Consider the following 24128-nt stretch of genomic DNA (forward strand, 5'->3'; position numbering starts at 1 on the left):
ATGACCGAGGCTTATGGCCCAGGTACATTGATCACTGTATTTACTAGGGTCACTGAAGCGTCCAGTGACAGCACCCTGCCATTTAGCGTCAGGACAGTCATATTCCCCGCGGTTGAGAACGCTGCACCCGATTGCGCGATTATCGTGCCGACCATGGTGCCGCCACCTCCTGCATTAATGATGGCCGCACTACCGACCTGCCAGAAGACGTTCTTGGCTTGAGCGCCATTAATTAATGTAACGCTTTGCGGAAATGCAGCGCCTGGGCCACCAACGGTGAGTGTGGTCGCCATCTGGAATACCCAAACCGCATTCGCATCACCATTGGCGTCCAGGGTCAGATCTGCACCTTGAATTCTGAAAGTGCCTGCCGGGGCTTGATAAACACCAGGGGCGAGAGTAAGGCCGCCCAAATTTGCGGCACCTGAATTCCCAGCTAACCCGGCCAGCATGTTGTAGGCAGTTAACGCATCGTCACGAGCCTGTTTTGCTATGGCGAACGTTTGCGCAGTGCCTTCTGATGGGCAGGCAATGGTAGGAGGTGGTGCTGCGGTATAGATCTTCCCATTCACAGTTCCTACATTGTCACCCGTTTCGGTATAAGTACATCCCGGTCCAGCATCATGGAACCCCGTCACCGCGGTAGAAGCGGCAGTCGTTCCAATGTCGCCATTGATCACCGTAAGCGTTCCTTGGTTTGTCATTCCCGCCGAACCGCCAATGATCCCGAATGTCTTGGCCGATAGCAGCGATGGAGCTTGTGCATTGCATGTACTTACAGGGCCTGCAGTGAAGGTCCAGACCTTGTTACTCGCCAGCGTATTGCCGGCCACATCCTTAACCCCTGTTGTCATGGTCGCCGTATATGTTGTCGTGTTGACGAGGCTGCTGGATGGCGCAAAGCTGGCAATCTTGGTCGCCGCATCGTAGGTCACCGAGCCATTGAGTACAGGTCCTAATGGTGGCCCACTGGTTTGCAGCGTAAATGTGCTGGTTGTGATCGTTGAGGGATCCATCGATTCACTAAATGTCGCACTGACCACTGCGTTGGGGCACACGCCAGTGGCAAGATCAGCGGGGAATACAGTCGTCACGGTAGGCGGGGTGAGATCGGCAACGGCACCCGTCGTAAAGGTCCAAACGTAGTTGCTTGCTGCGGGGGCAGGGGCTTTATTTCCCCCCAATGCATTACCCGCAAGATCCGTCGCACCTGTCGTGACGGTTGCTGTATATGTGGTCGTTGCAGCAAGTAGTACTGTCGGAGAAAAAGTTGCGGATCTAGCGCTTGCTACATAGCTCACCGTGCCGCCAACAAGGGGAGTAGGACATGGTGAGATGGTACTAGCACACAGGGTGAAATTAGCTATTCCAGAAGCTCCGCTTAGTGTTGCGGGGTTCATGTCTTCGCTGAATGTTGCAATGATTTTCGTACTGGTAGGAACAGCGACCGCAAGTGCATCGGGAACCGTTACGGTTACTTGTGGACGAATCGTGTCGGGGACTGGAATAGGTACAGGAAAATCACCTATTCCCAAGATGGGGTCCCTACCCTGACTGCCGCCGCATCCCGGAGCTAATACCAAAGCAAAAGCGCTAAAAATGAATGTGACTAAAAACGTCAGATATCCAGTTTTTGTTTTTATGCTATTCATTTGAATCCCCTAAACTGATTTTGACAGTCATCGACGTAATCATTGAGAAGCCACGATGGCCTCTGTGCGTTCGCTAATTACAGAACACGAACCTTACTGAGCAGTATTTGCTTAGGCGTTAATAAGTTCTGTGTGCTAGCGCACATAGACAAGAGATTCCTGCGTTTACGGAAAGATCAATGTGAAACCTTGAGTCGAGCTGCGCGGCAGCTTTTGGGTTTCCGCTGGCAAACAAAAAATTACATTTCAGCAAATGAAGTGATACATTGCGGCCAAAGGTGATGTGCTGAAGCACATCTACCGATCAAAAATAATAAAACGCCTAGCTGACATCGCCATGATGAACAAGACGCTATCTGATCGCGGCCGATTTGCCGTGCTCTGCTACCAGGCCATCGGACGGGCCGGCCACGACGCCGAGACTTTTTTAGAAAGTCTGGGGTACTCTGCTAAGCAATTTCAGCAGCCTGATTTTTGTTACCCCCACGATCGAGTCATTCACTTTTGGACAGCGCTTGAGCACTTTACCGGCGACCCAGACATTGGTTTAAGCATTGGCAGGCATCTGCCGTCGTCCCGGGGCAGTGTGCAAAGTTGCTTGTTTCTCGGCGCGCCAAACTTTGGAGATGCCCTAGTCACGAGCTTTAAGTACATGCGCTTATTGTCCGATGCCATTACGGTGCAATTGCATGGCTTGGGCGACACCAGCTATTTGCATCTGCAGTCGCGATGCCCGGATGTGAATGCTTTCAGGCACTACACCGAGTGTCTGCTACTGGGGTTCATTGCATTTTATCGGGAGGTTACCGGCAACCAGTTCAAGCCGACCCGCATCGATTTTGCTTGTGAGGCCCCAGTCAATATGGCCGAACGCACCACGATCTATGATTGTTCTTTGCACTTTGGCTGCAGTGAAAATCGCATTTATTTCGATACTGCCGTGTTGGCGTGCAACTGTGGTTATGCAGAGCCTGAGCTCTTGCGCATGCATGAAAATTACGCCCGTAGTGCGTTGCGCAAAATTGAAGAGCAAGATTTTCTGCTGCGCGTGCAGACAGTTATCTCGAGTTTGTTGCAGCGGGGAGAGGTGACGTTGGAAGCGGCCAGCCGCTCCTTGGGCCTCAACACCACCGAGCTGAAGTATCGACTCAGTACGTTGGGTACGCACTTCATTCGTGAGCGGGAAAACTGCCGCCGTCGTTTAGTCAAAGAGATGTTACGCCGGAGCAGTGAGAGCATTTCTCAAATTGCATTTACCGCAGGATTCTCCGAGCCCAGTACGTTCTATCGAGCCTTTAAACGCTGGAGCCATGGCGAGACACCGGCAGATTTCCGGGCTCGCCATCAGCGCCATGATGTGGCGCCTAAGCTTTAGTCATTAAAAGCTGTAGGTGCCGTAGAAAAGAACACGGTCGCGATCGCGCTCAAGGTATTCGCGAATATTGGAACCGAACTTTGCTTCATAACCCGCACCCAATTGCAGCTGATTGGGGAAGCGCAGCACCATGCCGAGATTGGCCATTCTGCGGCCTTCAATAAAGTTAGCCTGTGGCGCAGGCGTAATGCCCTTTAAGTCATGAAAGAAGATGATGCTGGGCTCAAACACGGCGCCCGGAATCAAATTGTTATAGGCAAAGCGTGCCACGGCGCGGTAGCCGTAAGACAGTTCAGTTGGGCGATTCCATGTTTGCTGGGTAGGATTCTGTCGGCGAATATCGGGAGCACCTGTGGCCGTGCCCGTGCCATCGGCACCCGGACTGGTATGCGTATTTTCGCCGGGCCCATTCAAGGGCAGTACCTGTGACCCGGTCATGTTCTCGATATAGGTCGCGCCGAGTTCGAGAATCGTCGTCATGTCATCTGCTCCAAACGGATTGTGTGGAAACAGCTTAAGAAACGACAACGAAATGTTATGCACGGGGAAGCGTTCGTAGCCCTGCACGTACTGATTCCCCTGAACTTGAAAGCCACGATACTTTTCAATGTAACTCGGCAGTGCATTCTCGCCACTGGGAATAACGGTGCCGGCGCGCACGGGCGTGTTAGGCGCAGCAACCAAGTCTTGTGTGGGCAGGGCGGGCTGTAATAACGAGAACAACACATCAGTTGTTAGAATTTGCAGGGGCATATTAGGGCGATACGCGTATTCGCCGGAAAACGCGACGCCTAGCACATTGGTGTTGAAGCTCAGGCCCAGTAGGTCGATGTTCTCGGGGTAATCGAGGAATACCTTGAGCGTATCGACGGTGAGTGGGTTTTCACCAACGGGGGAGTTAGCAAAGCCACGGCAGTCAGCCAGTGCATCTAAAAAAGCGGCGGTGCCGTTAATGCCACTGGATCGATGCCAGCACGATTCATCTGCCGCAAAACCACTCAGGTAAGGAAAGGGGCTGTGATAGTGCAAATAATGCAGGCTCACTTCGGTGCCGTTATTGAGCCAATCAGCCACATAGGTTAAGCGACCGCCGTACTGGCCTTTATTTGAGGCATAGCCAAACTCGGCAGGTAGCACTTGGGGGCTGTAGGAGGTATCGGTAATCAAGCCATTAACCCCGTAAGCGGTAGAAACCCCATCCGGATTTTCCTTCTGGTTGCCAAGGCCTAGGGTCAGGTAGTCGTTATCCACGGGATCCAAGGTGGAGGCGAAGCTGCCGTGGGGTGGGGCGCGAACGGCACGCCATTCGAGAGGTGCCACTAGTTCGAGCGATACGCTATCCAAAATGGGGAAGCTGAGTACGGCCATATTGACGGGCGTAGATACATCACTGAGCTGGAAGCCGGGACGAACAGCGGCATTGGCATCGAGTGGATTGAGTTGGTTCAGGTTGTGAAACAGGGTCAATAATGATTCGCCCCAGGGCAGGACTTGCCGTCCCACTTTCAAGTTAATGGGCAGGCCGAATACTTCCGGCGTGTACTGAAAAAAAGCCTTACGCAGCTCGGCGCGGCGCGCGTAAATATCAACCACATTCTGATCGCGTGGAGTGCGTTCCGGTTGGTAGGTGCTGTCGGCGTGAAACTCTTCAAAATTGGCGTTCACGGGGTCGTAGTAGAAAAGACCGGAGAACTCGACTTTCAGATCGCCGCGTTGCAGCTTGATCTCGGGGGATATGCGAATTGACGAGTCGGTAATATCGCCTTTGTCGTAATTCCAGTTGCCATCGTCCGAGTTAGTGCCGGTGAACGCCCCTTTGGCATTGATCAAATCGCGATTGCCCTGCTCGCTGGTGCAGCCATTGCTGGCTTGGCCCGCACTGTCATTGCCATCGCAGAGGCTCTCTTGGCCGGGAATGGAGAGTTTGGCGACCTGATTTAAGTCGCGATCTTCGGCACGAAAAGCCACGCCGGCTAAAACATTGGTCTTAACATCAAAACGGATGCCCGCTAATTCGCCTTCGAGCGCCCAGGCAGGGGTCGACAGAGTCAATAAGCAGGTCACCCATACAAGTCCGCGTTGTGTCATTTTTATTCTTCCGGACAAACTGGGGGGCGGTGTTTTTTTCCATTCGCATCTTTTGCAGGGGTGTGCCAAGGTGGCATTGGCCGGCGAGAAATTACTTGTTCGCCGCAAGGCCAATTCATGACTATCGGTGGCTTCGTACACTGATCGACTACATCGTGCTGCATGCCTGTAACGACAGCGCTTAGATCAAAAAAAATGGCGGGAGAATAAGAAGAATGAACCAACTCTTAAAAATGAGCGTTTTGCTACTGCTATCCGGCGCAGCTCAGGCCGGTGTGTCCGCAGCTGAGGCTGATCGTTTAGGCAAAGATCTGACGCCGGTTGGCGCTGAAATGGGGGCATCGGCGGATGGCCTCATTCCGGCATGGCAGGGAAAGAGCTTTTACAGTCAGGCCCAGTTGGACATTAATCGACCTGCATTGGTTGCGATGGGGCGTAATAACCCAACAGGGGCCTATGCCCTGCTGGCCGGTAAACTGGCCGATGATAAACCCCGTCTGACCATCACTCGCGCCAACATGGCGCAATACGCCACCCAGCTCACCGAAGGCCATAAGGCCATGTTCCGCTTGTACCCGACTTACAAGATGAATGTGTACCCCACCGAACGCACCGGGTTTTTCCCCGAGCAGATTTACGCGGCCACTAAGAAAAACGCTACATCAGCCACGCTGCAAGGTACGGATGATCTGAAAGGCGCTGCCATCGGCTTCCCATTCCCTATCCCGAAAACCGGCGCTGAAGTGATCTGGAATCACCGTTTGAAGTATCGCGGTAATGCGGTGCGTTTGGTGAACAATTCCGCCATCGTCTCGCAGGACGGTGGCATTCAGCAGTCGCGCTTTATTGCGGATGTAAAGTTCGTTTACGCCAACTACAAAAATCCAGCACCGGCAGACAACAAGCTGGCCTTGTATTTCTTAGCCAAGAACCAAGCACCCGCGCGAGTCGCTGGGCAGACTACGCTGGTTCATGAACCCATTATGGGCTCGCGTTCGGCGTGGTTGTTTGATCCGGGTCTAGGTCGTGTGCGTCGCGCACCGGATGTGGGCTTCGATAACCCGACGTTGGGTGCGGATGGTGAGCAATTCAACGACCAAGTGGATACGTTCAACGGCTCTTTGGAACGTTATGACTGGAAGCTGTTAGGCAAGAAACCCATGCTGATTGCTTACAACAGCGTGCGTATGTCGTCACCAACACACAAAGTGAAAGACATTCTGACCAAAGGCCACGCCAACCAAGATCACGCTCGCTATGAGCTGCATCGCGTCTGGGTTGTTGAGGCAACGTTGAAAGCCGGTCAGCGCCATCAGTTCAAAAAGCGTCGCTTCTATGTCGATGAGGACTCCTATGCCATTGCGGCTGTGGATTGCTATGACAACCGCGACCAACTGTGGAAATTCCAAGAAGCGCATCTGGCCACCGTTCCGTTCCTGCCAACGGTTTCGCCAAGCCCAGAGTTTATTTATGACTTGCTGAGTGGCCGTTACTACGCAACGGGTCTGTTGAATGAAAGTGAGTTCAGTGACTGGACCATTGATTTCAAAGACAGCCACTTCTTGCCGCAGAGCATGTCCAAATAAGGGTTTAGATGATGTTGAAATACCTGTTGTGTGCGGCTTTGCTGACACTTTCTGCGGGCGTCAGTGCTGCGGCACCCGCAGGCCACGCCGAGATCATGCCCAAAGCGACATCTAGCACTCTGCTCGATGTCGTGGCGCTGCCCAAGGGCTTTATTGCCGTCGGTGCGAGAGGTCATATCCTCAGCTCAAAAGACGGCGTGAATTGGACGCAGAGCTCGGTGCCGACGCGGGCGATGATCAATCGAGTCATTGCCCTGCCGGATGGCCGCCTATTTGCGGTCGGACATGATGGCGTGATCTTACGGAGTGTTGATCGCGGCCAACGCTGGACCTTGCAGCATCAGACCATTTCAGATCAACGCCCGAACACCCTCTATGATGTGGCCTTTGTTTCTGCGCAACGGGGTTATGCCCTGGGCGCATTTGGCCTCATGTTGGTGACTGAGGATGGCGGCACGACGTGGCAGCCCGTGGAGAATGCGCTGTCACTTTCGGGCCTGCATTTGAATGCCATCGCCAACTTAGGTGAGGGGGGGCTGATTGTCAGTGGTGAGCGCGGCTTGTTAGGCGTTTCGCGTGATGGCGGTCTGACATGGAAATTGTCGGCACCCGCGTATGCGGGCTCGTATTTTGGTGTGTTGCCCACCTCGGCGAATACCGCCTTGGTCTATGGTCAGCGTGGTCGTTTGTTCGCCATTGACGACATTAATCGTCTGCAATCAGGCGATCCTGCCAGTTTCGATCCGCTCATTACCCCTAGTCCGGATGATGCTCAAGCCTTGAAGCTCGGCTTTCGACGCGTCCTTGTGCCCGTTGAATCATCATTTTTTGGGGGCAGCCTATTGCCCGATGGTCGTGCGGTCTTTGTTGGGGCAGATGCCACGACACTGTTAGTAGATCCTGCGTTTACCTCCGCGACATTGCTTAAGCATAAGGGTTCTGCGACCTATTCCCGTGTTGCTCTCCAAGGTCAGCACTTGCTGGTGGTGGGTATGCACGGTGTCTCTCGAATTAAGCTGCCGGAGCTCACCAAGTGAAAGAGTCTCTCGTTCTCTCCGAACGCACCCGACGTATTCTTGCAGTCATTGAGCCGCTGGTTTTTGCTAGGCGCAAACTCACTCTCGGCATTCTTGGCCTCATTACGCTGATTCTGCTGTATTGCGGCAGCCATCTGGCACCCGATGCCGGTTATGAAAAGACCATTCCGCTCGATCACCCCTACATGGAGGTGTACAAGAAGTACCAGCGTGACTTTGGTGGCGCCAACATTGTGCTGGTGGCGGTGCAAAACACGCGGGGCGATATTTATCAGCCGGCATTCCTAGAGAAGCTGCGTAAAGTCACCGACGATGTGTTCTTCCTGCCCAACGTGGATCGCGCGCGCGTGTCGTCGCTGTTCACGCCCAGCACGCGCTACATTGAAGTGGTTGAAGATGGTTTACGTGGCGCCGATGTGATTCCGGCGGACTATCAGCCCACCCCTGAGATGATGGAGCAGGTGCGCTCGAATGTCCGCAAGGCGGGTATCGTGGGGCGTCTAGTCTCTAACGATGAGCACGGCGGCATGGTGTTCGCGGAAATGCTAGAGGTTGATCCGGTTACTGGTAATCGCATTGATTACAAACAGGTAGCGGATCAGCTGGAGGCGATTCGCGGCAAGTATGAGAAAGATGGCGTCACCATTCACGTCATTGGTTTTGCTAAGGTCGTGGGGGATATGACCGATGCAACGGGCCAAGTCTTTATCTTCTTCTTGCTGACCCTGCTGCTGACCACCGGCCTGCTGTGGATTTATTGCGGCAGTTTACGGATGGCGGTGATGCCGCTGGTCTGCGCCCTCGTGTCGGTGATGTGGAACTTTGGCTTGCTGGTGGTCTTTGGCATGGGCTTGGACCCCTTCGCGGTCTTGGTGCCTTTCCTCGTGCTGTCAATTTCGATCTCTCATGGTGTGCAATATGTAAATGCGTGGGTGACCGAAGTGGATGCCGGCAACACCAGCCTGGAAGCCTCGCTCATCACCTTCCGACGCTTTGCCATTCCGGGCACGATTGCCTTGCTGACGGCCGTCATTGGCTTCGTCACCATCATGATTATCGAGATTCAAGCCATTCAAGACATGGCCTTGAATGCGTCGCTGGGCTGCCTCGCCATCATCATCACCAACAAGGTACTGATGCCGATCTGGCTGTCGTATATGCCGGTGAGCAATGCCAGTCAGTTTAAGGAAGCGCAGCGCGTTCGTGAGCGCTTGCTCGACCCGTGCTGGCATCAGCTGAAAAAGCTGACGCGTCCTGTGCAATCGAAAGTGGTTATTGGTGGCGCCATTTTGGTCACGATCTGGGGGGCTTGGCATTACCAGGACCTTCACGTGGGGGACATCCAAAAGGGCGTGCCTGAGCTGCGTGCCGACTCACGCTACAACCAGGACACCGCCACCATCGTCGATAATTACGTGCTCGGTGCCGACATTCTGAAAGTCATTGCTGAGGCGGGGCCCGATGCCTGCATCAACTATGAATGGATGGAGGAAGTGGATCGCTTCGCGTGGCGTATGGAGAACGTAGAGGGTGTGGCCAAGGCCTTCTCTGCGCTGACCTATGCACGACAGGTGTATGTCGGCTTTAACGAGGGCCGTCCTCACGCCGACGTGGTGCCGCGTAATGCCCAGTCCTTGTCTCGTGCCACCAGTCTGCTGCCCAGCAGTGCCGGTTTGTTTAATGCCAATTGCAGCGCCTTGCCTGTCTTTATTTACCTCAAAGACCACAAAGCGGAAACGCTGGAACATGTGGTGAATGCGGTTAAGGCATTTAATGCTGAGCGTAAGCCCAATGGCATGACCTTCCGACTGGCGACGGGCAACGCGGGTGTCATGGCCGCGACCAACGAAGTTATCCATGCCGATGAAAAGCAGGTCGTGATTGGCGTGTTCCTCATCATCGTGCTGTTTGTTTGGTTGTCATTCCGTGACGCGGCGTCGGTGCTGTCCATCGGCTTGCCGCTGGCGATGGTGTCGGTGCTGGCCTATGCCTTCATGGCCTTGCTCGGCATTGGCCTAAAGGTCGCGACGCTGCCGGTACTGGCGATGGCGGTGGGCATTGGCGTGGACTACGGCATCTACCATTACGCCATTCTGCAAGAAAGCATGGGCATGGGCATGAAACTGGAAGAAGCGCATTACCGCACGCTGCAACGCTCGGGCAAGGCAGTGATCTTCACCGGCTTCTCGCTCGCGCTATCGGTCGCGATGTGGATGTTCTCGGAGTTACAGTTCCAGCGCGATATGGGTGTGCTGCTCGCGTTTATGTTCCTCGCCAACATGGTGGCCGCGGTATTGCTGGTCCCTGCAATTACCCGCTACATGATTCCGCATCATATTCGCGACTAACGCTAGTGATGCATGCTGCCGTGATCCATGTGCTCATGGTTCATTTGTTCGTGGTTCACGGCAGCCGGCGTCATCGATGACTCATGATGATGCTGGCCGTGCGGTATGAGTTCCGGCCCGATGAGGGTCCAAAGTCCAAAGAGAATAACCAGCGCACCTGCGGTTTGGCGTGTGCCGGGCCGCTGAAGTACGCGTCGTAATTGGGCGGATGCTGTGCCTGTCACTAACAGCGTTGGCAGCGTACCCAAACCAAAAGCGAGCATGACCAGCGCGGACTGGCTAGGTTCGGCGCGTGTGATCGCTAATGCCATGGCGCTGTATACGAGGCCACAGGGTAAGAAACCCCAGAGCATGCCAGCGGCGAGTGCCTGACCCGGATGCTTGATGGGCAGCAGGCGCTGACGTAATGGCGCCATCCAGCGCCACAGCGGGCCACCGATACGTTCCAACGTTGCCAGGGCTTGGAACCATCCGGCCAAATAGGCGCCAAGTAACATCATAAAGAGACCGGCAAACCAGCGAATAGCCGTACCAACCCCGCCGAGATTTTGTAAACCAGTCAACAGAAAACCTGCCAACAAGCCCAGCAGCATATAGGTCAGTAAACGACCACTGTTGTAGATCAGCTGCCAACCGACGAGGGCGATGCCGTGGCGTGATCGCTCGGGCAGCGCGTAGGTAAAGGCACTGCTGAGGCCGCCGCACATGCCCACGCAGTGGGTGCCGCCCAGCAGACCCATGACGAAGGCCGTAGCCAACCAGCTCAGATCCATCATGGCGATGTGTCTCCGGCCTCGGTGGACGATTTGGCGGCCTCAGTGAGGGTGCGCTGGCGATCACGATCATCCAAAATGATGCGATGCGCGGGGCCCTGTAAGTCATCGTACTGAGCATTCCGCACGGCCCAGGAAAAGAACCAGACAGAGGCCACGAGAAAAAGCAGGCTGAGGGGAATAAGCAGGTATATGACTTCCATGCGGATGTCTCTATGAGCGGTTATTGACGCTGGCGTAAGCGCAGGGCGTTGATGACCACAACCAGTGAACTTAAGGACATGCCCAGCGCGGCCAACCAAGGCGGTACAAAGCCCAAGGCAGCCGGCGGCAGAATAGCGAGATTGTAGCCCACGGCCCAGCGCAAGTTCTGCTGAATAATGTGTGCTGTGCGATCGGCCATGCGAAACGCGGGCAACAAGGCGGGTAAGCGATCGCCGAGTAGAACCGCGTCGGCCGTGGTTTGCGCCAAGTCTGTGCCCGAGCCCATGGCAATGCCGAGGTGGGCTTGGCCCAAGCTTGGGGCATCGTTCACGCCGTCTCCAACCATCACCACAATGGCGCCGCTGGCTTGCAATTTCTCGATGGCCTGCTGTTTCTCCTGCGGTGTCATGGCGCCTTGGCAGTGATCAATGCCCAGTGCCTCAGCGACTTGTTGTGGCACGGCGGAATGATCACCGGACATCAAATAGGTTTGCAAACCGCGCTCGCGTAAAGCCTGAATCACCGGCAGTGCCTCGGGCCGTAATTGATCCTCCAGCGTGATGCAGGCGAGCACGACGCGAGGCGTATTTTCGGCATGAAGGGCTTGGCGAGTGAGATACAAGGTTAAGGCGGACTCGTGGGTTGCCGAGCTTTCTGCACAGGCAAACCGAGCATGACCTAAGCGATAGATAAAGCCTTCATGCGAGGCGGATACGCCAGAGCCAGCGATTTGGCTAGGCGGTTCGTTAAATGGCGTGGCCACCGCGTGTTCTTGCTGGGCGAGGGCGGTAATGGCTTGGGCAATGGGGTGCGCGGAGCCAGCCTCAAGACCGGCCAACAGGCTGAGTACCTGCTCACGCGGTAATGCCTGGGTATCGAGCTTTTTTACGATGAGCTGTGCTGTTGTTAGCGTACCGGTCTTGTCAAACACCACATGCGTGGCGGCGGCTAACGTGTCCAAGACATGGCCACGGGTGAGCAAGAAGCTTTCTCGCGCCAGCGTGTGTGTGGCCGCCGTCAACGCGGCGGGTGTCGCCAGAGAGAGGGCACAAGGGCAGGTGGCTACCAATACGGCCAGCACCGCCCAAAAGGCATGGCTGGGATCAACAAACTGCCATCCCACATAGGTCAGCACGGCCAGTACCAGCACGCGTGCCACAAAGAAATGCGCCATGCGGTCCGCTTTTTGGGCAATCAGCGGCTTTTCTGACAAGGCACGTGCAAGCAGTTGCTGCAGCGTGGCCAGCACAGACTCTTGGCCCACGCGCGTGACTTCAGCTTCTAGAACTTGCTCGCCGTTGATGCTGCCACCCAGTAAATCGGCACCGGGCTGTTTATTGACGGGCAGTGGCTCGCCGGTAATGAAGGCCTCCGAAACACTGCTGCTGCCGTGGAGCACCCGTGCATCACAGGGTACGGACTCCCCGGCGCGTATCAGAATGACATCGCCCGGTAACAAATCATCGCTGGCCACTGTTTGCCATTGACCATCCGCTAAACGGCGCTGGGCGAGGCGAGGCTCCATCAGCATCAGACTGGCCGCAGTTTCTCCGGCATGCTGTCTTGCCTTCAGCTCTAAATATCGGCTGGTCTGTAGAAAGAAAATAAACATACAGACCGAATCAAAGTAGGTTTCTCCACTTTGGGTCACGGTGGCATACCAGCTCGCGGTGTAGGCAAAAATCAGCGCGATGGACACAGGCACGTCCATGGTCAAGCTGCGGGCCTTCAGGGCGTTGACGGCGGCGCGATAAAAAGGCCATCCGGCGTAGAAAAAGACCGGGGTTGCCACCACGCCAGAAATCCAGCGCAAGTAGTCGCGATATTCATCACTAATGCCTTGAAAGGCACCGATATAGAGCCCTAGGCCGTACATCATGGCCTGCATCGTGCCCAAGCCGGCTAGGGCGACTCGAATGAGCTGCGTCCTTGCCTCACGCTTGAGCTGGGCAGCATGGGTGTCGGCTTGGAATGGGCGGGCACGATAGCCCACCGTTTCGAGTACCTTCAGCAAGCTGCTCAAAGGCCGCTGGCTGTCATCCCAAACTAAACGCAGTCGATGATTACTGAGATTCACAGAAGCTTGGGCAACGCTGTGTTCTTGCGTTAAGCGACGCTCAATTAGCCAGGCACAAGCCGCGCAGCTGACGTTCTCTAAACTAAGCTCGGTGCAGGCATAGCGGCCTTCACGGTGTACAAAGTCACTTTGTGCCGCAGGATGGTCAAATCGCAGGAGGTCTTCAAGCGCTTCGGGCAGGGCGGCGGTGGGGCTGCTGCTATCTCGTTCTTGGTAGTAAGACGATAAACCACTGGACACAATGCTTTCTGCAACGGCGACACAGCCGGGGCAACAAAAAGCTCGCCGCTCGCCAAGCACCAGGGTGTGATAGCGGGGCGTATGATCTGAACCAGACCCTTCCGGATTGGGCAGGTCGCAGTGGTAGCAGTTACTCACTCGGGTTGTAGGCTAATGCCTTCCTGTGAAGGTAAGCGGCGTGTGCCTGCTAAGCGCCAATCGCGGGTGGATAATTCAATCTGGAAGACGCCATCAAGTGGCTGCGCGAGCTGGCCACGATAGCTGTTGCCCATCAGGCGTTGTAAGACCAATTTCTGGTCCTTACCGCTTTGGGTGCTATGCACAAAGTTCAGCTCAATGCTGGGCGCTTCAACCGGTGCTTTGGCGTTCAGCGTCAGTAATACCTCACCCGTCGTGTCATCAAACGTGATGTTCGCTACTAAGCCTAAGGCTAACGCGGCTTCATCTCGGCTGAAGCTGTTATTGATGGACTTGCCATCTTCGTACCAATCATCACGCACCACGGCATCGCGATGAATAACGGCGAGGTAAACAAAGTGCAGCGAAAAGGCGACTGCAAACGCAGGGATGGCGATAACAAACCAAAGCCAAGGGTGACGATACCAAGGCACGATCGGGGCGGCACTGGTATTCGGCTTAGTACTCATAAATGCTCCGGGAGTGGCTTTAGCTTGGCGCGGTTGCGTCAAAGCTGAGGCGACAAAAAGGTATTTTTCGTTTCAGCACGCACCGACGAATTCCCGCGCTGCGTCACGACAATTTCAATCTCGGCTCGTCTGGCTGTAATCACTTCCGGGTCGGCCGTGATCGAGATGGGGCGCGTCGCTAATTCACCGGCGTGCAGGCGAATGACGATGGGTTCGCCATCCAGTTGTACGGGGAACGTCGTCGACTTGGCCCGAATTTCGTACTCGGCTGCCGTTTGTGCTTTGTTTTGGATTTTCAGCGTGTAGCTGTTTTCAATCCAACCGTCATTATTCTCGCGATAGAGCTGGCCACGATCCCGCAAAGCCTCTACAGATAAAGGCACGCGACTAATCAGTGCATACAGTAGCGCGCCCATCATCAGGCTGAGCACCACGGTATAACCAATGAGGCGAGGGCGGATAAAGTGGTACTGGCCGTCGCCGGTTTTCTCCAGGAGATTTTCCGTGGTGTATTTTACCAAGCCTCGGTCATAGCCCATTTGATCCATGACGCTATCGCAGGCGTCGATACAGGCGGCACATTGGATGCACTCGAACTGCAGGCCATCGCGAATATCAATGCCTGTGGGGCAGACTTGTACGCACATGCCGCAGTCGATGCAGTCGCCCAGTCCCGCTTCTTCACCGGTGGTGCCGCGTTTACGCGAACCGCGTGGGTCACCCCGATGATAGTCGTAAGAAATAATCAGGGTGTCGCGATCAAACATCACGCTTTGGAAGCGGCCGTAGGGGCAGACGTGCAGACAGATTTGCTCACGCATCCAGCCCGCATTCAGGTAGGTCGCCAGTGAGAAAAAGCCCAGCCAAAAGCCCATCCAAAAATCGAGCGTGCCGGTACTGACTTGTTCCCACAGATCGCGGACGGGGGTGAAGTAGCCAATAAAGGCGATACCTGTGGCGACCGAAATGACTACCCAACCACTGTGCTTAACGGTGCGGCGCAGGAATTTGCCGATGCTCATGGGGGCTTTGTCGAGGCGCATACGCGCGTTGCGGTTGCCCTCGGCAAGTTCCTCAACCCACATGAAGGCTTTGGTCCACACCGTCTGAGGGCAGGTATAACCACACCAGACACGACCGGCGAGCACCGTGACGGCGAATAGGGCAAAGGCCGCGATGATAAAAAGCCAAGACAAAAAGAAGAAATCTTGCGGCAGAAAGGTCCACCCAAAGATATAAAAATGACGCTCGGGCAGATCAAAAATGACCGCCTGACGGCCTTCCCAATTCAGCCAGGGCAGCAGGAAAAACAACGCCATAGTGGCAAACAGCGAGACATTTCGAATGTATTGAAAAAAGCCAGAAATGGAGCGGGCATGAATTTTCTCGCGCTTGGCGTACAAGTCCATCATTTGTGGCTGATGCACTTTCACCGGATCGGGCGAGAGGTCACGGGTTGGAATCTGCTGGCTCATGGTTACTTCCGACGATTCGACAATGTCCGCTATTTTACGGCCTTTTGAAACAAAACAGCCCGCGACAAATGGTCGCAGGCTGTGTTTGTTAACGCATTTTAATGATTGCTCGTATCAGACTTACTTGTTCGACAACGAGTAAACATAAGCCGCCATCAAATGAACACGTTCTGGACCCAAGGTCTTGGCAAAGCTAGGCATGTGATTCTGGCGACCGTAGAAGACAGTTTCCAATACTTTCTTCTGTGTACCGCCATGAAGCCACGTGGTGTCCGTTAGGTTGGGCGCACCAATGGCCGGGTTGCCCTTACCGTTGGCACCATGACAGCCCGCGCACACGCCAAAACGTGCTTGGCCAGCTTCGGCGAGATCGGCATTGACCTTACGACCTGAGAGCGAAAGGGCATAAGCCACCACTTCACGAACGCCTTGCTCACCCATGGTGTCTAGCCACGCCGGCATGACACCGTTGCGACCCAGTGTCAGTGTTTCCACCAGCTTTTCAGGTTCGCCACCGTAGAGCCAGTCGTGGTCGGTTAAGTTCGGGAAGCCATTGCCGCCGCGTGCGTTAGAGCCGTGGCAAACCGCGCAGTTGTTGGCAAAAATACGACCAGCTACTTTCATGGCACGTTCGTTTTTCGCCAGTTCCGGAATCGGAATGGCGGCGAAGGAGGCGTACAGCGGACCAAACTGCTTGTCATAAGCGGCTTCATCCGCCTTCAACTCGCCGTGGGAGGTCCAGCCCAGCAGGCCTTGGAACTTACCTAGGCCTGGATACAGGGCCAGATAACCCAAAGCAAAAGCGATGGAACCCCAGAAGCAGATCAACCACCAGCGCGGCAGGGGGTTGTTGTACTCCTTGATGCCATCGTATTCATGGCCTGTGGTGCCGTCTTCGGCCATTTCCGACAGGTCCATCTTGCGAGTCCACATCAACAGCCAAGACACGACCACGATGTTGGCCAGTGCCAGAACGATGATGTAACCGCTCCAGAAATCAGTCATTTCGTTTCTCCACTCTTCGTCTTTTCAGCGCGTGCTTGATAGATCGGGTCAGAGTCCAGCGCGAGTTGTCCGTCTTCTTCAAAGCGCTTGCGATTGGAAGGCTTGTAGGCCCACCAGCAAATCCCTAAGAAAGCCACCATCGCGAAGAGGGTGGCGATGCCGTGCAAAGTCCCGCTGTCCATGATTACCGTACCCCTCTGTCTTTAAAGGCATGACCGAGTTGCTGCAGGTAGACCACGAGGGCGTCCAGTTCGGACTTACCCTTGACTGCTTCTGCTGCGCCGGCAATATCCGCGTCGGTGTAAGGCACGCCGAAATTACGGAAAGTTTCCAGCTTTTTGGCGGTCAAACGGCCATCCAACGCAGTGGTTTCCAGCCATGGGTAGCTTGGCATGATGGACTCAGGCACCACATCGCGAGGATTGATCAAATGCGCACGATGCCATTGATCGGAGTAACGACCACCCACGCGAGCCAAATCTGGGCCGGTACGCTTGGAACCCCACAGGAAGGGGTGATCCCAAACCGACTCACCACCTACTGAATAGTGGCCGTAGCGTGCAGTTTCGGCACGCAGCGGACGCACCATCTGGGTGTGGCAGACGTGGCAGCCTTCACGGATGTAAACATCGCGGCCTTCCATGGCCAGCGGGCTGAGCTTGACCAAAGTTTTGACCGGCTCAGTGGTTTCTTTCTGGAAGAATTGCGGAACAATTTCGACCAGCGTTGCAAAGCTGATGGCAATGACCGTAAAGAATGCCAGCAGGCCAACATTCTTTTCGACTAATTCATGCTTAGAAGCCATGGTGCATTCTCCTTAGGCGGCCGGCAGGTCTTTTGGCGTATCGCCGCGAACCGTTCTGAACACGTTGTAGGCCATGATGAGCATGCCGGTGAGGAACATGGCACCACCGATCATGCGACCTATATACATCGGGTGGCTGGCTACAACGCTTTCAATGAAGCTGTAGGTCAGCGTGCCGTCGGCGTTAATGGCGCGCCACATCAGACCTTGGGTGATCCCCGAGATCCACATGGAGACGATGTAGAACACGGTGCCAATCGTCGCCAGCCAGAAGTGCAGGTTGATCAGCGAGGTCGAGTACATGGCCTGGCGTTCCCAGAGACGCGGAATCAGCACATACAAGGAACCAATCGAGATCATGGCAACCCAGCCGAGAGCACCGGAGTGCACGTGGCCAATGGTCCAGTCGGTGTTGTGTGACAGCGAGTTAACGGTCTTGATCGACATCATCGGGCCTTCAAACGTGGCCATGGCGTAGAACGACAGGGCAACGATGAGGAAGCGGATGATCGGATCGGAACGCAGTTTGTCCCAAGCGCCTGAAAGTGTCAGTACGCCGTTGAGCATGCCGCCCCAGCTCGGTGCAATCAGAATCAGCGAGAACGCCATACCCAAGGACTGTGTCCAGTCTGGCAGTGCCGAGTAGTGCAAATGGTGCGCACCGGCCCACATGTAGACCGAGATCAGCGCCCAGAAGTGCACGATCGAGAGACGATACGAGTACACCGGACGACCGGCCTGGATGGGCACGAAGTAGTACATCATGCCGAGGAAGCCGGCGGTGAGCAGGAAGCCCACGGCGTTGTGGCCGTACCACCACTGAATCATCGCGTCCGTTGCACCCGAGTACATGGAGTAGGACTTGAAGGTGTCAATGGGCATCGCCATCGAGTTCACGATGTGCAATAGCGCAATGGTGATGATGAAGCCACCATAGAACCAGTTCGCCACATAGATGTGCGATGTCTGACGCTTAACCAGCGTGCCAAAGAACACCGCAGCATAAGCAATCCAAACCACGGCAATCAGAAGGTCGATGGGCCATTCCAGCTCGGCATATTCCTTAGCCGAAGTCAGTCCCATAGGCAGTGTGATGATCGCGGCAACGATGACCGTCTGCCAGCCCCAGAACACGAACTGGGCGAGCTTGGGCATGAACAGCGGCGTTAATGTGGTGCGTTGCACGACATAAAACGAAGTTGTCATCAGCGCAGAGCCACCAAAGGCGAAGATCACCAAGTTGGTGTGCAGAGGGCGCAAGCGGCCAAAGGAAAACCAGGCGGTGTCAAAATTGAGAGCGGGCCAGGCCAGCTGAGAGGCGATTAATACGCCAACAGCCATACCCAGAATTCCCCAAATGACGGTCATGATGGCAAATTGCCTGACCACCTGCATGTGATACGCCGGCGCGGCGCCTGACGGAGCATGGGACATGATTGCTTCCTGTATAAGTAGCAGATTTAAGCGTTGGCAACCTGCATTTCGCAGTTTCCTGCGAGTTACAGAGGCTTGCCATAAGGCAGAGGGTGAACACGCTCTGGCCGCCTGACTCAACACCGAATAGTGGTGCTGGGCGGGCGCATTTTAGTCGCTGGCGCAAGAATTCGCACTGAAAATGTAAGGCTATTCAGGTAGTTTTTTCATAATTTAATTCAAGTACTGTTCGTATCCTGTTTTTAGCCGGACTTTCGGTTTCCGGGAAAAACTGGCTTAGTTTGTGCATGCTCTAAAACAGGGCGGCGCGAGTCGTCTGCCCAAATACAGTTCGCCATTTCTTGCCGATTTGGAGCGGATACCTTTAAGCCAGTAAGATGCTGGCTGAACGTTAGCTTGTAATCGCGTGCTGAAATTTTCGATCTGTTTAATAATCAAGGGGTTAGTTATGAAGATGATCACTGCAGTCATTAAGCCATTTAAGCTCGATGATGTTCGCGAAGCACTCTCCGATATCGGTGTAACCGGTTTGACCGTGACCGAGGTAAAGGGATTTGGTCGCCAGAAGGGCCACACAGAGCTCTATCGTGGTGCAGAGTATGTGGTCGATTTTGTGCCCAAGGTGCGTCTGGATCTCGCCGTCAGTGATGACCAATTGGATTCTGTTATAGAGGTGATTACCAAGGCCGCAGCCACCGGCAAGATCGGCGATGGCAAAATTTTTGTGACTGATCTGCTGCAAGTCGTTCGTATTCGCACCGGCGAAACCAACGACGACGCGCTCTAACGTTAAAACTACACTTTTAGGAGAACACCATGCTTCCTCGCGTGGCGGGCTTTATTAGCCTTTTCTTACTGCTGCCAAACCTGGCATTTGCCTCCGACACAGTCGCTCTGAATTCCGGCAACACCGCATGGATTCTCACGGCTACTGCGTTGGTGTTGTTTATGACCTTGCCCGGTCTGGCGTTGTTTTACGGCGGCTTAGTCCGCAGTAAAAACGTCCTGTCTATTCTGATGGCGTGTTTTGCCATTGCGGGTGGCGTTAGCGTGCTGTGGCTCTTAGGCCTGTATTCGCTGACCTTTAGTGACGGCGGCGTTGCTCAAGACTGGATTGGTGGTATCAGCAAGGCTGCCTTTGCCGGCATAAACCGCGACTCGATGCAGGGTGATATCCCGGAAGTGCTGTTTGCCGCCTTCCAGATGACCTTTGCCATCATTACTCCAGCGCTCATTATTGGTGCATTTGCCGAGCGCGTTAAGTTCTCCGCCACACTGATCTTCTCCTTGCTGTGGACGGCTGCTGTCTACGTGCCGGTAGCGCATTGGGTTTGGGGCGGCGGTTTCTTGGCTCAGCGCGGCGTCATCGACTTTGCCGGTGGTATCACTGTGCATATCACGGCAGGTATCGCTGCATTGGTTGCGGCTATTGTGATTGGTCCGCGTCGTGGCTTCCCCAAAACGCCGATGCCTCCGCACAACCTCACAATGACAGTCATCGGTGCGGGCATGCTCTGGGTCGGTTGGTTCGGCTTTAATGCCGGCTCGGCACTGGCTGCAAATGGCAGTGCAGGCATGGCGCTGCTGGTCACGCACATTTCAGCGTCCGCCGGCGCTTTGGTCTGGATGCTGTGTGAGTGGAAGCGTTTCGGTAAGCCCTCTGTGCTCGGTATTGTTACCGGCATGGTGGCGGGTTTGGGCACGATTACCCCAGCCGCTGGCAGCGTAGGCCCCATGGGTGCGTTGATCATTGGTGTGCTCGCGGGCTTGGTCTGCTTCAACATGACGCAAATCGTTAAGCGCAAATGGGAAATTGATGATTCGCTGGATGTTTTCCCGGTGCACGGCGTGGGCGGCATTTTGGGTAGCTTGATTGTGGCGGTTCTGGCCAGCCCGGATCTGGGTATCTTCTCGGGCTTTGGCTTCGGTGGCAGTAATGCCAGCATTGCCGATCAGTTCTCAGCTCAAGCCTTGGGCGTTGGCGTTGCGGTTGTGTATACCGCGGCCGTGACTTGGGTATTGTTGAAGGTCACGGGTGTGCTGACTGGCGGCCTGCGTGTTTCGGCTGAACAAGAAACGGAAGGTCTGGATCTCGTCTTACATGATGAGAAGGGTTACGACATCCGCTAATGTGGCAGGTTGCGCCGCGATCACCAAACTGGTGCGCGGCGCGACTTTGTTGCACCATTTTGTTGCAGCGTTTGGGCGCCAACAAAGTTCGTGACTGACTGGTTGCCAGTGTCACGGTCATCGTGTAGGTTCAACCTCCGGCGATTCACTAGACCGGTGTTTACACAATTACTTTTTTGGAGAAGAACAAGATGGCAGCTTTCCTGTCGCAACAATGGTTTGCAAAAGTCGCTGAACTGACCGCCGCTGCGGGCGACCTCAATGTACCTGCTGGCCTCGCTAATCTGCTGCTGAACGTCACCGTCAACGACGCTCCGGAAGGCAAAGTCGATCTCGCCCTGAATGGCGGCAAGTTTGAGCTGGGTCACAACGCCGCAGCCGGCACTAAGCTGATCTTGTCGGCTGAGCTGCTGCGTCGCATCTTCCTCGAAGGCGATGCCAGCGCGGGTATGCAAGGTTTCATGACGGGTCAACTGAAAGTTGAAGGCGACATGAGCAAGATCATGGCCATGCAGTCCGCTCGTCCAAGCGAGCCAATGAAGGCCCTGTTTAAGCAGATTTTGGAAATGACTGCTTAATTTAGTGCTGGATTAAAAAACCCACCAACAGTGCGCTGTTGGTGGGTTTTTTTTCGCGCCGATTTAGCCGAAGCTGCGGGTCATTACAGGCCCGAGCAAAGGTTTACGATCCAATAAGCCACGATAAGCATTTGCGCGATCCACAAGTTGGCACGAATGAAAACCATGGTGGGGCTGGTGCTGATGGCGTGAACTAAGACCTGACCAATGCGAAGGCCCAGAAATACCATGGCTAAGCCATCCACAATCGCGAGCTGATTGGTGGCATAGGCGGCCAGCACAATGGCGGCGAATACGGGCAGATTTTCAACACAGTTCAGGTGCGCGTGTTGAAGACGAACAAAGAAGGCAGGATCGCTCCAGGTTTGCGCGCCGCGTGTCCACGCATTGGCAGAGGCTTTGCCGGTTAACACCAAACCGACACGATAACTCGCATAGCTCAGGGCTAAGAGGGCCGTAAGTGCAGCAAAGCACAAGAGAGCGCAAATGGCGGGGGATAGGGTCATGATTTTTCTCGTTAAGTAAGTGACAGGAGAAAAGTACACGACTTAAGCCCTGAGTCACAGTCCTACACGGCTTTCAATCGTCTACAAAGGCGTTGAGTGACGGGTGTTTGCCAGAAGCACACGTACACATAGCCCCGGTTTTTCCTGGTGAGCTTGTGCCGGCAATAAGGCAATTTCGCCGCCGTGGAGTTGAACGACGGATTTCACCAGGCTCAGCCCAAGCCCCAGCCCTGGCGTTTGTCGGGTCGCATCGAGACGAAACAGCCGATCAAACACATTCGCCGTGGCGGAATCAGGAATCCCTGGACCTTGGTCACTGATTTCAAGCTGCCAATTATTGGCGTTTGGTTTCAGCGATATCGTGACAAGACTCTTTGGCGGGCTGTACTTCAGTGCGTTATCGAGCAAATTAATCAGTAACTGAAACAGCAAGTCGCGATGACCGAGACTGATGGCTTGGGTCGGTAGCGAGAACGTGAGGGTTTGTTCGCGGGACTCCGCAAGCGGCTCCATAAACTCCACCGCATCCACAACCAGAAGACTTAAATCAACGAGGGTGAAGTCCGCTCGAAGCACGCCCGAATCCACACTGGCAATTTTCAGTAGCGCATTAAAGGTGACCAAAACCTGATCAACATCCGTCAGGCTCGCCTCAATCAAGGGGACTATGTCAGTGCCTTTATGGGCATCGGCAAGCAGGCTTTCTAGTCGTGCTCGGTGACGCGTGAGGGGGGATCGTAAGTCGTGAGCAATATTGTCGGTGGCATTACGTACACCGGCGAGTAGTCGGTCAATACGGTCCAGCATGTCATTGAGGGTATTTGCGAGCTCATCGAACTCATCGCCGGTGTGGCGGATGGGGATTCGATGACGCAAATCACCTTGCATGATGAGACTCGCCGTGTGGCGAATTTCGCCAATGGGCCTTAATGCCAAGCGCGTGGTATAGCGCCCAGCAAGCCACGAAAGTAGCAGAACGAGCAGCAGACTCCAGGTTGCACCTTGGCGAATTTTGCGCTCCACATACGCCATTTCGCGCTCATCAAATCCCACCAGAATGCGATATCCCTGTGGCAGCTGGTGCCACATGACCACCAGGCTGTAGTCGTCGTGATCGTGGTGGCTGGGCAGCCAAACATATTCGTCTGCAGGTAGCGAATCGTATGGCCAGTGGGTCAGGTTGCCGGCAAGTTTTTGCGCGTTGGCGTCGGTTAAGAAGTAACTGCGTCTATCTAAGGGGGAGGACTCTTTAAGGCGACTATTAATCAGCGAAGTCACACCGCGTAAGCCATCGAGTTGAAATTCAGCGTCCAGAATATTGAGTTCGGCACGCACACTTTCTTCAATATGCTGGCGCATGAAGTACTGGCTCAACAGCATCACGCCTGCAGTTAAGACCAGAAAGCAGACCAGAATGACGCCTGCATTGGATACCGTAATGCGGGTCGCAGTAGACCAGTTAGGCGTTAGCTTATTCACGAAGGCTATACCCGGCACCCCTAACGGTGTGAATGAGCGGAGCCCACGGCGCCTTATCAATTTTTGCCCGCAAGCGCGACATATGAACATCAATGACATTCGTTTGGGGGTCAAAATGATAATCCCAGACATTTTCCAAAAGCATGGTGCGCGTAAGCACTTGGCCTGCATGACGCATGAGGTACTCCAAGACGCGATACTCCTGAGGCTTCAAGAGTATCTCTTCGTCGCCGCGATGGACTTGGCGAGTGAGTCGGTTGAGGCTGAGATTGCCGATGCGGAGCTCATTATTGGCTTCAAACGGTGTTTGGCGGCGAGTAATGACCTCTATTCGCGCTAGCAGTTCGCTGAGGGCAAAAGGTTTGACTAAATAATCATCGCCGCCGGCGCGTAAGCCTTTAATGCGTTCATCGACGTGGCTCAGGGCACTCAGAATTAATACAGGAACGGTCGCGCCGCTACTTCTTAAGGCGGTGAGTACCGTCAGGCCATCCATTTGCGGCAGTAGGCGATCCAGAATAATGGCATCAAAGGACTCGCCCGTTGCCAGATACAAACCATCGCGACCATTATCGGCGTGTTCGACGACATGACCTGCTTCCGTTAAGCCCTTGCGAAGGTAGCGTGCGATTTCAGCATCATCTTCAATTATCAGAATGCGCATGGGGCAGGCCTTGGATGAAAACAGT

Annotated in this window: 21 protein-coding genes; 7 read left to right on the forward strand and 14 right to left on the reverse strand. The window is 54.7% G+C overall.

Annotated features, from left to right (window positions below; all coding sequences use genetic code 11):
• Nucleotides 1-11: 11 nt before the first annotated feature.
• Nucleotides 12-1652, reverse strand: coding sequence for an ice-binding family protein (locus A8710_RS12035; protein ID WP_082968672.1), 1641 nt, complete (start codon nt 1650-1652; stop codon nt 12-14).
• 337 nt (nt 1653-1989) lie between these two features.
• On the opposite strand from A8710_RS12035, the gene A8710_RS04920 reads away from it, so the two are divergent.
• The gene (locus A8710_RS04920; RefSeq protein WP_068858384.1) at nt 1990-3027 is read left to right on the forward strand and encodes an AraC family transcriptional regulator; all 1038 of its coding nucleotides are present in this window, start codon (nt 1990-1992) and stop codon (nt 3025-3027) included.
• A 3-nt stretch (nt 3028-3030) separates the two neighbouring features.
• Here the strand turns inward: A8710_RS04920 and A8710_RS04925 are convergent, their stop codons facing one another.
• A complete protein-coding gene (locus A8710_RS04925; RefSeq protein WP_068858385.1) occupies nt 3031-5115 on the reverse strand; it encodes a DUF1302 domain-containing protein in 2085 nt (694 codons plus the stop codon).
• A 215-nt stretch (nt 5116-5330) separates the two neighbouring features.
• Here A8710_RS04925 and A8710_RS04930 point away from each other — a divergent pair, with 215 nt between their 5' ends.
• From A8710_RS04930 to A8710_RS04940, 3 genes are read left to right on the forward strand one after another with little or no spacing between them, the layout of a single operon-like run.
• Complete coding sequence (locus A8710_RS04930; RefSeq protein ID WP_068858386.1) at nt 5331-6701, forward strand: DUF1329 domain-containing protein; 1371 nt, start codon at nt 5331-5333, stop codon at nt 6699-6701.
• An 8-nt stretch (nt 6702-6709) separates the two neighbouring features.
• Nucleotides 6710-7738, forward strand: coding sequence for a WD40/YVTN/BNR-like repeat-containing protein (locus A8710_RS04935; RefSeq protein WP_068858387.1), 1029 nt, complete (start codon nt 6710-6712; stop codon nt 7736-7738).
• On the forward strand, nt 7735-10086 hold the full coding sequence (locus A8710_RS04940; RefSeq protein WP_068858388.1) for an efflux RND transporter permease subunit: 2352 nt from the start codon (nt 7735-7737) through the stop codon (nt 10084-10086). Before A8710_RS04935 ends, A8710_RS04940 begins: the two co-directional genes overlap by 4 nt.
• 2 nt (nt 10087-10088) lie before the next feature.
• Here A8710_RS04940 and A8710_RS04945 read toward each other — a convergent pair whose 3' ends face one another.
• The 9 genes from A8710_RS04945 to ccoN form a co-directional block, all read right to left on the reverse strand.
• On the reverse strand, nt 10089-10862 hold the full coding sequence (locus A8710_RS04945; protein WP_082968674.1) for a sulfite exporter TauE/SafE family protein: 774 nt from the start codon (nt 10860-10862) through the stop codon (nt 10089-10091).
• Nucleotides 10859-11062, reverse strand: a complete 204-nt coding sequence (gene ccoS / locus A8710_RS04950; RefSeq protein ID WP_068858389.1) for a cbb3-type cytochrome oxidase assembly protein CcoS — start codon at nt 11060-11062, stop codon at nt 10859-10861. Before ccoS ends, A8710_RS04945 begins: the two co-directional genes overlap by 4 nt.
• Before the next feature lie 20 nt (nt 11063-11082).
• Nucleotides 11083-13518, reverse strand: coding sequence for a heavy metal translocating P-type ATPase (locus A8710_RS04955; protein ID WP_068858390.1), 2436 nt, complete (start codon nt 13516-13518; stop codon nt 11083-11085).
• Nucleotides 13515-14027, reverse strand: coding sequence for a FixH family protein (locus tag A8710_RS04960; protein ID WP_068858391.1), 513 nt, complete (start codon nt 14025-14027; stop codon nt 13515-13517). The genes A8710_RS04955 and A8710_RS04960 overlap by 4 nt, the downstream gene beginning before the upstream one ends.
• Nucleotides 14028-14065: 38 nt before the next feature.
• On the reverse strand, nt 14066-15502 hold the full coding sequence (gene ccoG / locus A8710_RS04965) for a cytochrome c oxidase accessory protein CcoG (RefSeq protein WP_068858392.1): 1437 nt from the start codon (nt 15500-15502) through the stop codon (nt 14066-14068).
• 120 nt (nt 15503-15622) lie between these two features.
• Nucleotides 15623-16507 carry a cytochrome-c oxidase, cbb3-type subunit III gene (gene ccoP / locus A8710_RS04970; RefSeq protein WP_068858393.1) on the reverse strand — a complete coding sequence of 295 codons (885 nt, stop codon included), beginning with the start codon at nt 16505-16507 and terminating at the stop codon, nt 15623-15625.
• The gene (locus A8710_RS04975) at nt 16504-16689 is read right to left on the reverse strand and encodes a CcoQ/FixQ family Cbb3-type cytochrome c oxidase assembly chaperone (RefSeq protein WP_068858394.1); all 186 of its coding nucleotides are present in this window, start codon (nt 16687-16689) and stop codon (nt 16504-16506) included. The genes ccoP and A8710_RS04975 overlap by 4 nt, the downstream gene beginning before the upstream one ends.
• Before the next feature lie 2 nt (nt 16690-16691).
• Nucleotides 16692-17312 (reverse strand): cytochrome-c oxidase, cbb3-type subunit II, encoded by a 621-nt coding sequence (ccoO, locus tag A8710_RS04980; RefSeq protein ID WP_068858395.1) that lies wholly within the window; start codon nt 17310-17312, stop codon nt 16692-16694.
• Nucleotides 17313-17324: 12 nt separating this feature from the next.
• Complete coding sequence (gene ccoN / locus A8710_RS04985; RefSeq protein WP_198341621.1) at nt 17325-18746, reverse strand: cytochrome-c oxidase, cbb3-type subunit I; 1422 nt, start codon at nt 18744-18746, stop codon at nt 17325-17327.
• A gap of 448 nt (nt 18747-19194) precedes the next feature.
• Between ccoN and glnK the strand changes: the two genes are divergently transcribed.
• From glnK to A8710_RS05000, 3 genes are all read left to right on the forward strand, one after another.
• Nucleotides 19195-19533, forward strand: a complete 339-nt coding sequence (glnK, locus tag A8710_RS04990; protein ID WP_068858396.1) for a P-II family nitrogen regulator — start codon at nt 19195-19197, stop codon at nt 19531-19533.
• A 29-nt stretch (nt 19534-19562) separates the two neighbouring features.
• A complete protein-coding gene (locus A8710_RS04995; RefSeq protein WP_068858397.1) occupies nt 19563-20876 on the forward strand; it encodes an ammonium transporter in 1314 nt (437 codons plus the stop codon).
• 191 nt (nt 20877-21067) lie between these two features.
• Nucleotides 21068-21454: an SCP2 sterol-binding domain-containing protein gene (locus tag A8710_RS05000; protein ID WP_068858398.1), complete on the forward strand. Its 387-nt coding sequence runs from the start codon at nt 21068-21070 to the stop codon at nt 21452-21454.
• 83 nt (nt 21455-21537) lie between these two features.
• Here A8710_RS05000 and A8710_RS05005 read toward each other — a convergent pair whose 3' ends face one another.
• The 3 genes from A8710_RS05005 to A8710_RS05015 all read right to left on the reverse strand — a co-directional run bounded on the left by A8710_RS05005 (nt 21538) and on the right by A8710_RS05015 (nt 24103).
• Nucleotides 21538-21960: an MAPEG family protein gene (locus A8710_RS05005; RefSeq protein ID WP_068858399.1), complete on the reverse strand. Its 423-nt coding sequence runs from the start codon at nt 21958-21960 to the stop codon at nt 21538-21540.
• Nucleotides 21961-22041: 81 nt separating this feature from the next.
• A complete protein-coding gene (locus tag A8710_RS05010) occupies nt 22042-23439 on the reverse strand; it encodes a sensor histidine kinase (protein ID WP_068858400.1) in 1398 nt (465 codons plus the stop codon).
• The gene (locus A8710_RS05015) at nt 23432-24103 is read right to left on the reverse strand and encodes a response regulator transcription factor (RefSeq protein WP_068858401.1); all 672 of its coding nucleotides are present in this window, start codon (nt 24101-24103) and stop codon (nt 23432-23434) included. Before A8710_RS05015 ends, A8710_RS05010 begins: the two co-directional genes overlap by 8 nt.
• Nucleotides 24104-24128: the final 25 nt, after the last annotated feature.

Origin of the sequence: Perlucidibaca aquatica (assembly GCF_001676655.1) — a bacterium.
Lineage (GTDB): Bacteria > Pseudomonadota > Gammaproteobacteria > Pseudomonadales > Moraxellaceae > Perlucidibaca > Perlucidibaca aquatica.